This is a genomic window from Candidatus Phytoplasma fraxini, assembly GCF_038024965.1.
In the GTDB taxonomy this organism is placed as follows: Bacteria; Bacillota_I; Bacilli_A; order Acholeplasmatales; family Acholeplasmataceae; genus Phytoplasma; species Phytoplasma fraxini.
In genome coordinates this window covers 480,638-494,290 of the sequence record NZ_CP146843.1, presented here as the reverse complement: position 1 = coordinate 494,290, position 13,653 = coordinate 480,638, and the positions used below count along the sequence as shown (strand labels likewise).

Sequence of the window (13,653 nt, the reverse complement as noted above, 5' to 3'; positions counted from 1 at the left end):
AACGGAATTTATTTTTTGATGATTCTTTTGACCCAGTTAGAAAGCCCAAATTTTTAACATTTCAATTTGTTTACTAATTAAATTTTTATAAATTCTTTTCAATAGTTTTTGAAAAATTTAATTAGTAAATTAATCTTTCAAAAAACATTTTTAATATTTGTAAAAATTATCTCTTTACAAAATAATTTTTATTTTTATAATTAATTTTTGAAACAAAACAAGGAAATAAAGATAAAAAATTTTAAAATCTCAATCTAAAAATATATATTAAGTATATGTTATTTACTTATTATATATTATATAAAAATTAAAAAAACTTTATAAATTATTTCTCAATTTAGCGTTTATAAACGTTAGTGATTTTTAGATTTAGACTAGATTTTTAAAAAAATATTTTAATAATAATTTCTTTATTTCGTTTTAATTAAATATTCTAAAATTTAAAAATATTCAAATGGTATAGTGATACTATTATTATAATATCCTCTCTAATTCGTTAGATATATATATAATATTATATATATTTATTATCGTCTTTATTTTTCTTAATTGATTGATGTATCGATTTTTGAACTGCTGCCGCTCAAAGATTTACCTTCTGAATTTACTAATTCGTAATCGCAATTTAATGTTAATTGAAAATTTGGGTTTTCAATGATTTTTTTTGTTCGAGTTTAATTTGAATTTGAAACGTTTTTGAATTTTCTTCTTGTAATATTTTTGGTTTTTTATTATCGACGTAATGTTCGTCATTAACTTCGCAACTAAAATTAAAATATTCATCTAATTTTTCAACAGTTGAATTGTTGTCAGGATTAAATTTTTTTGTTATTTTTAAATGTAATAATGGTATAATCTTGTCCATATCTTTTTTTGTAGAGTTACTTTCGTGTTCGAATGTAATTAAGCGACTATATTTGTTGTCGTCAAAATTCTCAATGTTAAGTGGTAAAAGAATTTTGTCTGTATTATTGCCGCTTTTTCTTTGGACAGTAAACACAGGGACATTATTCATTAATTTAATGTTTTCTGTTTGTTGTTTTTTGAAGTAATAAAATATAAAGCAAATTGATACCGTAGCGATAAATAAAGCCACAATAATAATGCTAATATAGTTCTTTTATTTGATTTTTTGTTTAATATTTTCATGATTTAGTTCTTTCTACAATAATATAATATATGATAGTTTAGTTATAGATTTTTTTCTTATTTTATTATTTCAAATTTGTTCTTATCTAAACCATACGATTAAGTTTTTAAGCATAGTATTTTCGGCATCTTAGAAGCTAACTAATTTTAGTTTACTAAGTTTGTTAATTTTTGTCTAGGTTGATCGATTATTTCGATTTTTCTATATTGAGTTTTAAGTTCAACGAATACTAATTAGCTTTCTTTTTTTAGTTTATAAAGCTTTTAAATCTCTTAAATTTAAATTTTATTTGGACTTTTAGGAATCTCTAATTTTCTTCTATAATATGTTTTAGCTATTTCAGGTTTATACTTTATTTAGTCACTCCCCTCTACAAAAACCACTTACTTCCTGATATTTTTTTGGTATTGTTATAGACTTTTTGTCCAAATTGTGCAAATTTCTCTATAAAACTCTTAGGTTGTTCCGAAACATCCTTTTTTGAATCATCTAAATAGATATCGGCTTGTTCGATGGCTCTTGTGTATGTAAGAAGTTCGTCTAGGGAGTTTTGACCGCTATCAGAAGGATATTGCATATTAAAAGGATTTTTTCGTGGTTTGAAATGCACCCCCTAAAAGATCTGAAGGAGGATCTCGGAATTCAATATTGAATTGATTTTCATCATTATAAGGGTTGTATGTGGGGTGTTGTTTGCCTTTCCAGATTTTATCTTTTTCATGTTGTTGTGGATTTGAGACTTTAATAATATTTTTTTTCATGTCAGGTTGTTTGGCCCAAAATTCAACTGTAAGGGTTTCATGGTCGGCAAGGTTTATTGTTGATTCTTTTTGTATTTGGAAATATTTAGTGGCAAAGACAGGCATATGGAATAAAATAAGAATTATTAAAAAAACAATTAATAACACTTTTGTTAGGAATTTGATTGGTTTCATATTATTTTTAATTAATACTTTTGTTTAAGTCTGTTTAAGAAAAGTTTTTATTTTTGGTATTTTTTCTAAATATTATTATCTTTATCTTTTTAAATTTTGATTTTTGTCGGTTAGAAAGATCATTGAGTGATAAAATTTTATTTTATTGTTTTTAGACAAGATATAATATTCAATTATATCATAATTTACTTCAGTTTATTAAAATTCCGGAATAACATTTTGTAATTGTTGTTTCATTTCTATTATTTATTCATTTTTTCTTTTTGGAAATTATTTTTTGGTAAACAAGCCACTTATATATTCACAAAACTTTTGTAAATTATCTAACGTATGTATGGGTACCTAAATTATTAAATTCTTTTTTAAATTTAATAATTTGTTTTTTAAATTAATTAAATTTTATTCCAAATAATTGGAACTTAATATTTATTCATATATTTTAGTTTGAAATTTTATTTTATAAGAACGAGGACATTTTTAAAATTTTTAATAATATTTCAGTTTTTTTATTAAATTAAGCTATTTAACAAACTAATTTTTATAATCATTTCAAAAAATAAAAAGAAAAGATTTGTCAAATATAAATATAAAAAAATATTTAATATGGATAGATAAAATGCGTTTCAGTAGTCAATTTCTTTTATCGATATAAAAATAAAAAGTTTTTAACACAAGGGAATAGTACAAAATCTTTTTTAAAGATATTAAGGTTAATTTAAAGTAATTTAAAATTTTAAAAGTGCATTATAACCTCATATTTAACTGCATCCTATATATTAAATTTTTTTGTTTTAATTTTTATTTATGTTTGATAAGTGTTTATAAAATAATAAATAAAAATAAGGAAAAAATAATGATATATGGTTGTGGTATAAAAAAATATTTAGATATAGAAAATAAAATAAATGAATTATTTTTTATTTATAACAAACATGATAAACATGATTATTTAATCCGAGAACAAATATTTTTATTGTTTTACCGAGATATTATTTGGCGTATTGTTCGTAAATTAAAATATTATCCCAGGTGCTTAGAGAAAATGGATTTGATTCATGAAGGTGTTTTAATTATCGAAGATACATTATCAAATTATGTTTATAACAAATATAAATGTGATTTTGTTACCTTTGCTAAAGGAAAAATTAAACAAAAAATTGATACATTAATCCGTTTGAGTCATTATCCTTCTACACCTATAAGAGTTTATAATAAAAATAAAAAAAATAAAAGACCCAATAAAGATATTGAATTGTTTTCTTCACTTGAATATACAGAAAATAGAATAGTTACAAAATACGAAAATGCATTTTATTTTCCTCAAATGATTAATCCGCATCAAGTATATATAAACAAACTTAATTATGAAATAATGTTGCATAAAATGAACAAATATTTGAATAAAAAGGAATATCAAGTTTTAGCGCACAGTTATGGCATTACAAAAAAACATATTAATAATACATATTATGAATTTTGTTGGACTGATGATGAAATAGCTTTAAGGTTAGATATAACCAAAAAACAAATTTATAAATATAGAGAAAAAGCTATTTTCAAATTAAAAAAGAATTATATAAACAAATTAATTTAAAATGAATTTTATGAATAATTTTTGTATAAATGATTTTATTTATATTTATATGACCTAAGTAAGTCTAAAAACTGCTGAAATTGAAATTCATCTGTTAACAAGTGTTTTTCAATTATTTTAATTTGAAGATAATCGCGAGTTATCAAAAATAACTATTTTTTAAAGTTCTTTTTAATTTTGAATTTAGAAATTATTTCATTTATTTTATGATGACGAATTAAAAAAATAAGGAGTTCAAAAAATGGAGCAAAAAGATAACAAAGATAAAGGTTTTATATTGAAAAATCCAGAAATATTATGCAAAAATTTAAATTCAACTATAATGCAAATTATTGTTTTTGTATTAGTTTTTAATATTTATAAAGAATGGAATTTAGAACAAATTAAAAGATTAAATGTGTCTTTTTTATTCTTTTTAAAAAATTTTATTGCTTGTCATTATCAAATTATTTTATTAAATAAGTATCGTCATAAAATGAAACCATTTAATAAGGATAATAATTCTCTTCAGGAAGAATGTGATTTATTATACGCAAGAATTAAACAAAAAGTTTTAAATGATGATAAAACACAAGAACAAATATTTAATGAATTAGAAAATGAATATCAAAGTATTTTAAAAGAAGATACTGATAAACTTATTGCAGAATTTGTTTCTCAAACATTTATAAATCATTCGAAAAATAATTTGGTGGAAGAAAATTCTGATGATTCAAAAGAAATTCCTGAAAGTGAATAAAATTTTAATAAAAAAATTAATTAAAAATAAGTTATGTTTCGATAAAAAAGTTGCTTATTTTTAAATTGATAAAATCAATTAATAAATAATTTAATCTTTTTTATATTCTTTTTTATTTTTTTGAATTAAATTTGTTAAAAAAAATGATATTTAAAAAATAACTAAATTGATATCATACATATTTATTATTTTGATTATAAAATAAAAAATATAAAAAAGGAAATATAAAATATGAATTTTCCAGATAAACAAAAAATTTTAAAAATTTTTGGTTCTTTCTTTTTGTTTGTTATTTTAACTTTGTTTGCTGTATTTTCTTTTATGTTTTCTGATAAAAGTAAAGATTCTACAGAGGACGGATTTTTTTCTAATTCAGATTCTAATGATTTTTCACGTAATATACAAAAATCTATTGATTTTACTCAAATACATAACGAATTACAAGAATTAATTCAACAACAACAACAAAATATTCAATCTAAAGAAGAAGAAATTAATGTGCTGAATGATTTACTTCTGGAGAAAAGAAGTGATGATGGCGAAAATATTTCGAAATCAGAATTAAATTCATTTGCTTTAGACAAAGAAATACAAGATTTACAAATTAAAATTAGTCAATTAGAAAATTCTTTTGCAAATTCTGAACAATTGAATTCTGTATTAAAAGAAAGAATTATATTTTTAGAAAATTGTTTAAATGATGAAGTTTATTTAAAAGATATACAACAAGAACAAATGGATTCTTTAAATATAGAAAATCCAAAAATATTGAATGAAAACGATGATGTTGAATAAAAAAAGATTAAGAAAATTTATTTAATTTAATTTTTGCAAAGGAATACAAATTTCATCAAGTATTCTTAATTTTAAAATCCAAGAAATAAGAGAAGGTTTGAAATTTGTGAAAATAAATAAAAAAAATAAATTAAAATATTTTATTTTGTTTTTCTTTTTAACAATGTTGTTTTCTTTATTAGCGACTTCAATTTATTTTTTTCATAGAAAAAAAGAAGATATTCAATTAGAACAAGATTTTCCTCTTTTTGAAGTAGAACTTATAGGCGGAAATCATCAAAATAAATACCTTATTCCAATTTCTATTCCTAATTTAAATAAAGAAAAATATGAACATTTAATAGAAATCGAACATAAAGCTGTTTTACATTCTAAAAATACAGAAATAAAAGAACTTTTATTTTTAAAAATCAAAATTTCTTTAGAATCACCGAATATTACAGTTGAAAATCGAAATAAATGTTTTGCATTTCAAGTTCTTGTAACGGATACTAATGAACAAAAACAAATTTATTCTGATGACAAAAAACCTTGTTATTTACATATGAAACCAAACGAAACACAAAAAATTATTATTTTGACGCAATTGCAACAAAAAGAAGTTTGTCCATCTTTTAATCCTAAACTTTATTTAATTTATGATTATGAATTAGTAGATCAACAAGGAAAATCAATTCAAGGCGGAAATAATATTGTTTCAAATAAAATAACTAATATTACTGATAATTGATTTGTTTTTTTGTTGATAAATAAAATTAACTTTTCAAACTATCTATTATAGTTTGAAAAGTTAACAAAAAGTTTTAGAAAATAGAGGTTATCTTTGTGTGGAAAGAAAAAAATATTCAATTATTAAAAAAAATATTTTTTCTTTTTATTTTTCTTTTAATTTTTTTAATTTCGATTTTTTATATTTGGATTCACCATAAAGCGATTACTGAAAATGAAAAGAAAATAGAACAAATAGGAAAAATGAATATTTCTATAAGAGATAATTTAAAACATATTGAAAAAAATATTAAAGAAAATCAAATGAATCAAGAAAAAATGAAGACAACAGGATTGAACTCCTATAAATCATTTGAGAAAAATAAATTTCCTAATAAAGATATTTTATTAGAAAGTGAGAATTTCGTAGTACAAGATTTTAAAAAATTTCCAACTTTTGACAAATTAGTGGGTTTGAATGAATCTAAATCAGCAGCTAAAGGTTTTGTGAATTTTTTTCAAAATAAAAAAGCTTTTGAAGATAGAGGAAAAGTAGTTGTGCCAAAAGGTTTAATGATGTATGGGACACCTGGTTGTGGTAAAACTATTTTTGCGGGTTCAATCGCAAGAGAAACAGAATTACCTTTTATCGAGGTATCTTGCTCTATTTTTGCACAAGAATTTGTAGGTAGAGCCCCTAAAATGGTAACAGAATTATTTGATTTAGCTAGAGAAGTAGCTTATAAAAATAATAAAGGAGCTATTATTTTTTTAGATGAATGTGAAAATATTTTTTTAAATATTGATAGTTTAAAACCTGGATCAGAAATTGCTAATGTTGTTAATGAATTCAAAATTCAATTAGAAGTTAAAGAAGGAAAAAATGATTTAGATAAACCTATTTTTGTTATAGGAGCTACAAATCATATGGCCGGCATAGAACCTGCTATTTTATCACGTTTTACACATCGTATTGAATTAAAACCAGGTAATAAAGAAGAACGTAAAAGTCAATTTAATAATATTTTGCAACAAAATCAATTCCCTATTACGATAGAAGCTAAAAAATATTTACTAGAGACAATTAATGAGGCATTAGAATATTTACCGTTGCAACATGAAAAAACAATGGATGGAATTGTATTGGAAATTCCTGCTGAAAAAAATTATAAAAAAGCTTATCGTATTTTGGAAAGTTTAATAAAAGAAGCAAGTTTAAAATCTATTGATCGTGAAATAATAAATCTTCAAGAAAATAAAGAATGTTCACATCCGAAACATGAAGAACGTTTTAGTAATAATAAGATTTTTGCACGTAATAATTTATTGAAGCAAAAAACTGATGTTCATATTTTAGAAAATTGTTGTGAATGTAAAGGAATTAATATTGAAGATTTACAAAAATCTTATCAAATAATAATTGATGAATCACTTCAATCTTTAAAAAAAGCAGAAAATAGATAAAAATAAGATTTATTTCTTAATTAAGATATGTAAAAAAAATTTGATTAATATTTTTTTAAAATTATAATAAAAAGGGAGACAAAATAATGTTATCACCTTTTGATTTAATTGGCGGTTTTGGACATTTAAAAACATATTTTGTATTGTTTTTAATTGGCGCGATTATGTTTTTTCTTTTTTGGATAATTAAAAAATTTAGCGGCCACCAAACTTCTATGAAAGAAAATATAATTTATTTTTCTATTTTAATTGGAGCATTGTTTTTAATTTGGTTTTTTGTCTTGAAAAAAGAACCTATAACTAAAAATTATGATAAATTAATTGGCGAAGTTAATCAAGCTATTAATAAATACGACAATATTTGCAACAAATATCAAGGATTAGCTTCTAATTGGGAAAAAGAATTGAAAGATGCTGAAGACGAATTAAAAAGAATTTCTGAAATGAAAGAAATTACTGAATCTGAAAAAGTTAAAATTCAATCTATCTTAGAACAAAATGAAGAAAAAATTATTAATATCAAAGCACAATTGATTCATGTTCATGGCGAAATCTTGATTGAAAAAGGTAAATTAAAAGATTTAGAAAAAGAAAAAGAAAAAATTGAAAACGAAATCAAAATAAAAGAACAAGAATTATTAAAAGAAGTGAATGAACAAAAAAAAGCTAAATTATATTTAGAAATCGATCAACTAAGGCAAAAACATATTCAAATAGTTGAAGAAATAACGAATACAAAAATAAAAATTAAAAAATTAGAAACAGCGGAAAAAACATTAATTAAACAATTAAAAATAGTAGAAGATTTTAAACAACATTTAATTCAATCCATGAATGATTTAAATATAGAATTAAAAAAAATGGCTTCTTATATTATTACAATAGAAGAAAGAAAACATGAAATACAAAAAAATATAGATGAAATAAAAGGAAAAATAGAACAAATAAAATTAGAATGCGAAGCTTATCGTAATTTTAAATCTATTTTATTAGTATTTAGACAAAATGCTGAATCATGGGAGAGATCAAATTCATTTTCTTTTGGTAATATATCTAAACTTGTTTTTAAAGCTTTTGACAAAATAACCGATGTTTTAACTCCTAAGATGAGTTTTAATACATCTAATAATAAAGTAGTTTTTAATAATACAAATAATAATGAACGAATTAATCGAACATCAATCAATTTACCTAAAAATCATCCTATATCTGTTATAGTAGATAGTTTAGTTCAAAAAGAAGGAGAAGCACCTAAAATGATAAGTGCTGAAATGTTAAAAATTTATATGGAAGATATTAATAAGGAAATAGAAAGATTAGAAAAAGAATATAAAATTCAAGAAGACAAATATAACGATTATAAAGCACAAAATAACAGTAATAAAATTATTCAAGAAATCAGAGATTTTAAGATAAAAACAATGAAAGAAAATGATATGGTAATGAGTGATTATAGTAAATGGATAGGAGAATATGAAAAATTAACAGGTGAATTAGGACAAAAACAAGATGAATTTATAGAAAAAGAAAATCATTTAAATAAAATAGATAATTTAGATACACAAAAATATAGAATTGAAGAAAATATTGAAGAAAAAGAAATAGAATATACCGAATTACAACAACAAAATCCTAGTTATAATAAAATTCAAGAAATTCTTTTGGATAAAAGAAATAAGAAAACTGGTATAAAAGTGCCTCATTTTGAAATACAAAGAGTCAATAATTAGTTTTTATAAAATAAAATTTTATTAAAATATAAAAATATTTTTGTATTCAATTCAAAATTGATATATGCAAAGGATATTATGAATGATTTTAAAAAAAATTAAATTTTGTTTTATAATTTTATTTTATTTTTTTATTATTTTTTCTGTTCGATTTATTTTGGCACGTAGTTATTTTCATGTTCATTTAGGAGACGATTTAAACCAAAGCAAATATCAAATTCAAATTATGGATATAAATGTACTTGCTTCTGAATGGTTGATAACTGAAATTCCTACTCAGATATATAACATAAATGTTCAAGATTATGAAGGTATGAAACTCTTTTTAAAAGAATATAAATATTTAGATACAGAATTAAATAATCATGTACCTGGTTACAACGGTTTTCAACAAACACAATTAAATTATATTTCTTTGAAAGAATCTCCCAAAGGTTTGTTAGGCGTTTATATTTGCCCTAGAACAAATCCTTTTCATATAAAATATTCTCATAATCAATATTCCAATACATTATCTGGATTATTAAATGATAATAAGGTTTCTATGAAAGAAATTTATTGTTTTTGGAATGTTAGGGATAGGACCAGAGAACAAAATGTTCGAGTTCATCATATTGTAAAACCTATTCCAGATCATCGAATAGAAAGTTATATAAATGATTATTTAGATTCACACAATATTTCTAGAATCAATAGAAATGTCCGAAAAGGTTGTTATAATATGACTAAAACATCTGGGTTTATAATTCCTTTACCTCAGGGTTTTTATAATAATCATGAAGTGACGAATATTTATTTTGATGAAGGAGTCCGTATTATGGATAATAAGAAAGGCAGTGTTCAAGATCTTTTGAATATGGCGAATGGAGCACAAAATATTTATATTTTTAGTTTAAAATCCCAAATATTTGAATCCAGAAAACGTCCGCCGAGCGGCAATGTGAGACATAAAATGTTTTATACACCAGAAAGTACTAAAATTGATTATACAAATTGAAAAAATTAAATAAAAATCTTATTTGTAAAAATTTAAAAAAAACAACTGGTTTATTTCATATGTTTTTTTTATTTCAAAATTTTGAATAAATATTAATGATAAATTAAATTCGTTTATTTGTTTCAATTTTTTTAGATCTTAAATATTGAAAAGGGGATTTATAATTAAATTTAGCTAACAACCAATGTTTATTATAATAATTAATAAAATGTTTTATCTTTTTGTTTAATGTTTCTAAATTTTCTGTATAGAAATTTGGTTTTTGTTCTTTTAAATACCCTTTTAAAGTACCGAAGTAAGATTCTATCATTGCGTTATCATTGGGAAAAGCTTTTCTGGAAATACTAATTAAAAATCCTTTTTTGTTTAGATAGTTTTTAAATTTAATATTTTGATAAACACTGCCTTGATCTGAATGCATAATACAAGGCTCTTTTAGTTTAGGTAATTTTTTAAAAGTTTTTTTTACTAATTCTAAGTTTGGGTTTTTACTTATTTCAGATGATAAAATTTGATTATTAAAACCATCCATTATAACAGATAACCATAATTTACCGTTTTTAGTTGAGAAACAAGTTAAATCAGTATATATTTTTTGTAATGGTTTATCTGCTTTAAAATTTAAATTAATTAGATTAGTTTTTTGTTCTTTTTTTGTATGCAATGTTTTTTTATTATAAGGTTTTCTATATGTCATAAGCCATTTATTTAGATGCATGATTTTTAATACTTTTTTATTGTTAACTCTTTCTTTATAGGTTTTCAAATAAAGTATTGTAATTTTTCTATATCCAAAAGAATATTTATTTTGTTTACATAATTTTCCTATTCTTTGGGTAATTATTTTATATTTAGATTCTCGTTTTTCTTTGATATGTTTCACTTTATTCCAATAGTAATATGAATTTCGATTGATTTTAAGTAATTTTAGAATTTCTTGAATTTTGAAATATTTTTTATAAAATTTAACTAAAACAAAAATAAATTCTCTAAAATTCGGTTTTTGATAATTAATAACTAATTGTAATAATTCGATTTTTTTTTGTATTATAATTTCTTGCTTTTTTATTTCGGATTTTTTCATTTTTTTATTTTTCCTATATTTTAATTTGATTGTATAAAAAGATAGAAAAATATTATAGAATTATTTAAATTTAAATGTATTTTATTTTTCAAAAAAGCATAAAAATAAATTTTATTTGGGAAATTGTTATTTTTGTTTGCATATATATAGTGAATTATAATTTTTTAATTGAATTATTTATTTAATAATATATAATTCAATTATATTTTATTTTTTTATATAATTTTTAAAATTGAATATTTATTTTTGATAATGTTTCAATTTGTTATAATTAAAAGATTTTTAAAATTTTATTTTTTTTAATTATTTGGGTGCAGTTCATATTTAATTTTTCATATAAAATATAACAAAATATTTTTTTATTGTATAATAATTTAGTGATTTAAAAAAAATAAAATTTTAAAAATATAAAAAAATGTGAAAAAGAAGAGTCTACTCTCCTCTACCTGAAAAATAATATTTTTATTTGTTTTTAGGTAATATAGCACAAAAAATAATAAATACAAAAGATAATTATTGATTAAATATTTTATTTTGTTTATTTATTGTTTTTTAGCAAAAGGAGAGTGCTTATTTATACGAGTAACTCTCTTTTTTATTAAAATTATTTGTTCAAAAGGAGCATATTTAATATTAAATACAATAAAACTAATAAAAAAGATTTAAAACTGAATGTTTTGCATAACGAGAATATTCCGCAAGGAGAATATTTAGTACTTGATGAAACAGGAGATAAATTAGGTATTTTAGAAAAAGATAAAATAGTTGAATTATCTGAAGAAAAAGAAACAGATATAGTAATGATTAATCCTAATTCAGATCCTAAAGTTGTTCGTTTGATGGATTATTCGCATTTTCGTTATAAGCATCAAAAAAAATTAAAAGAAATGAAAAAAAAGCAATCAGTTGTAGTTTTAAAAGAAATTCGTGTCAATCCAACTATTGATGACCATGATTTAAATGTTAAAATAAAAAAAGCTTGTAATTTTTTAAAACAAGGTGATAAAGTTAAAATTATTATGCGTTTTAAAGGCAGAATGATAACACATAGCAATTTAGGTAAAGAGACTTTTGATAAAATTTTAACTAATTTAAAATGTTTAGGTAATTTGGATATACCTCCTAAAATGATGTCTAATCAAATGATGACTATTATATCTCCTAAAAAAATAAATAAAAATTTATCAAAAAAAACAAAAAACCCATCTCTTGAGGCTGAAGATGATGTTAAAATCTAAAAAAGGAATAAATAAAGAAATTTATGATAAAGAAAAAAACTCATAGAGGTTTAAAAAAAAGACTGAAAATTACTGGTACTGGTAAATTATTAAGAAGATATGCTTATAAAAATCATTTAGCTGGTTCTAAAACAACAAAACAAAATAGACAATTAAGAGGAATTACTAAGGTAGATATTTCAGATGTAAGAAGAATAAAATATCTCATTTAATTCTTTTTGAATTAATATATATTCTAAATTCATATTAAGAAGGCAAAATAAAGATGGTTAAAACAAATTTTGTTACAGCAAGACATAAAAAACGTAAAAAAATATTAAAATTAGCGAAAGGTTATTTCGGATCTAAAAGTACTCTGTATAAAACAGCTAATGAACAAGTAATGCGTTCGTTGCAATATGCTTATAGAGATAGAAGGCAAAAAAAGAGAAATTTTAGAAAATTATGGATTACAAGAATTAACGCTGCTTGTTTGCAAAATGATATTCGTTATTCTAAATTTATACATGGACTATTATTATCTAATATAGAAATTAATCGTAAAATATTGTCTGATATGGCTTTTAATGAACCTAACATGTTTGTTAATTATATAAATTTAGCTAAAAATGCTTTAAAACAAAAAGAAGTAGAAAAGCAAAATCAACAAGAATTAAAAGATCATACAAAAGTTCAAGAATTGCAACAACAAGAATTAAAAGATAATACACAAAAAGAATTAAAACAAAAAGAAACAAAAGTTAATATAAAAGAAAAAGAATTAAAACAAAAAGAAACAAAAGTTAATATAAAAGAAAAAGAATTAAAACAAAAAGAAACAAAAGTTAATATAAAAGAAAAAGAATTAAAACAAAAAGAAGTAGAAAATCCACAAGAATTACAAGATAATACACAAAAAGAATTAAAACAAAAAGAAACAAAAGTTAATATAAAAGAAAAAGAATTAAATAAAAAGCTTTTACCAGAACTTAAAAAGTTAGCACAAAAATATAAAATTAATAATTTTTCAAAATTAAAAAAATCTGAATTGATTGAATTATTAAAAAAAATAAATTAATAAAAATTAATTTGCTGAAAGGTATACAAATTAAATTATGATAAAAGATGTTACGAAAAAAAATGTTATTTTAGTATTTATTAAATCGGTTTTTGTTTTATTTATCGCTTTGACATTTTGGTTGCCTAATAACTTTATATTTGGAAATTTTGAACTTTACAA

14 protein-coding genes are annotated in these 13,653 nt (G+C 21.4%); 10 read left to right on the top strand and 4 right to left on the bottom strand.

Annotated features, from left to right (window positions below):
• Positions 1 to 631: 631 nt before the first annotated feature.
• The 3 genes from AADV48_RS02450 to AADV48_RS02440 all read right to left on the bottom strand — a co-directional run bounded on the left by AADV48_RS02450 (position 632) and on the right by AADV48_RS02440 (position 2,085).
• The gene (locus AADV48_RS02450; protein ID WP_341266488.1) at positions 632 to 1,096 is read right to left on the bottom strand and encodes a hypothetical protein; all 465 of its coding nucleotides are present in this window, start codon (positions 1,094 to 1,096) and stop codon (positions 632 to 634) included.
• A gap of 424 nt (positions 1,097 to 1,520) precedes the next feature.
• On the bottom strand, positions 1,521 to 1,760 hold the full coding sequence (locus AADV48_RS02445) for a hypothetical protein (protein WP_341266487.1): 240 nt from the start codon (positions 1,758 to 1,760) through the stop codon (positions 1,521 to 1,523).
• Complete coding sequence (locus AADV48_RS02440; protein ID WP_341266486.1) at positions 1,729 to 2,085, bottom strand: hypothetical protein; 357 nt, start codon at positions 2,083 to 2,085, stop codon at positions 1,729 to 1,731. The genes AADV48_RS02445 and AADV48_RS02440 overlap by 32 nt, the downstream gene beginning before the upstream one ends.
• 853 nt (positions 2,086 to 2,938) lie before the next feature.
• Here AADV48_RS02440 and AADV48_RS02435 point away from each other — a divergent pair.
• The 7 genes from AADV48_RS02435 (at position 2,939) to AADV48_RS02405 (ending at position 10,112) form a co-directional block, all read left to right on the top strand.
• The gene (locus tag AADV48_RS02435; RefSeq protein ID WP_341266485.1) at positions 2,939 to 3,679 is read left to right on the top strand and encodes a hypothetical protein; all 741 of its coding nucleotides are present in this window, start codon (positions 2,939 to 2,941) and stop codon (positions 3,677 to 3,679) included.
• A gap of 241 nt (positions 3,680 to 3,920) precedes the next feature.
• Positions 3,921 to 4,418 carry a hypothetical protein gene (locus AADV48_RS02430; RefSeq protein ID WP_341266484.1) on the top strand — a complete coding sequence of 166 codons (498 nt, stop codon included), beginning with the start codon at positions 3,921 to 3,923 and terminating at the stop codon, positions 4,416 to 4,418.
• Positions 4,419 to 4,649: 231 nt separating this feature from the next.
• Complete coding sequence (locus AADV48_RS02425) at positions 4,650 to 5,213, top strand: hypothetical protein (protein ID WP_341266483.1); 564 nt, start codon at positions 4,650 to 4,652, stop codon at positions 5,211 to 5,213.
• A 106-nt stretch (positions 5,214 to 5,319) separates the two neighbouring features.
• The gene (locus tag AADV48_RS02420; protein WP_341266482.1) at positions 5,320 to 5,943 is read left to right on the top strand and encodes a hypothetical protein; all 624 of its coding nucleotides are present in this window, start codon (positions 5,320 to 5,322) and stop codon (positions 5,941 to 5,943) included.
• A gap of 95 nt (positions 5,944 to 6,038) precedes the next feature.
• Positions 6,039 to 7,385, top strand: coding sequence for an ATP-binding protein (locus tag AADV48_RS02415; protein ID WP_341266481.1), 1,347 nt, complete (start codon positions 6,039 to 6,041; stop codon positions 7,383 to 7,385).
• An 86-nt stretch (positions 7,386 to 7,471) separates the two neighbouring features.
• Positions 7,472 to 9,115, top strand: coding sequence for a hypothetical protein (locus AADV48_RS02410; protein ID WP_341266480.1), 1,644 nt, complete (start codon positions 7,472 to 7,474; stop codon positions 9,113 to 9,115).
• 82 nt (positions 9,116 to 9,197) lie between these two features.
• Positions 9,198 to 10,112, top strand: coding sequence for a hypothetical protein (locus tag AADV48_RS02405; protein ID WP_341266479.1), 915 nt, complete (start codon positions 9,198 to 9,200; stop codon positions 10,110 to 10,112).
• 103 nt (positions 10,113 to 10,215) lie between these two features.
• Here the strand turns inward: AADV48_RS02405 and AADV48_RS02400 are convergent, their stop codons facing one another.
• Positions 10,216 to 11,196, bottom strand: coding sequence for an IS3 family transposase (locus AADV48_RS02400; protein ID WP_341266478.1), 981 nt, complete (start codon positions 11,194 to 11,196; stop codon positions 10,216 to 10,218).
• 677 nt (positions 11,197 to 11,873) lie between these two features.
• Here AADV48_RS02400 and infC point away from each other — a divergent pair.
• The 3 genes from infC to rplT are packed head-to-tail and all read left to right on the top strand — an operon-like array spanning position 11,874 to position 13,491.
• Complete coding sequence (gene infC, locus AADV48_RS02395; RefSeq protein ID WP_341266477.1) at positions 11,874 to 12,434, top strand: translation initiation factor IF-3; 561 nt, start codon at positions 11,874 to 11,876, stop codon at positions 12,432 to 12,434.
• 23 nt (positions 12,435 to 12,457) lie between these two features.
• On the top strand, positions 12,458 to 12,646 hold the full coding sequence (gene rpmI / locus AADV48_RS02390; RefSeq protein ID WP_341266476.1) for a 50S ribosomal protein L35: 189 nt from the start codon (positions 12,458 to 12,460) through the stop codon (positions 12,644 to 12,646).
• 53 nt (positions 12,647 to 12,699) lie between these two features.
• Positions 12,700 to 13,491 (top strand): 50S ribosomal protein L20, encoded by a 792-nt coding sequence (rplT, locus tag AADV48_RS02385; protein WP_341266475.1) that lies wholly within the window; start codon positions 12,700 to 12,702, stop codon positions 13,489 to 13,491.
• Positions 13,492 to 13,653 lie beyond the last annotated feature (162 nt).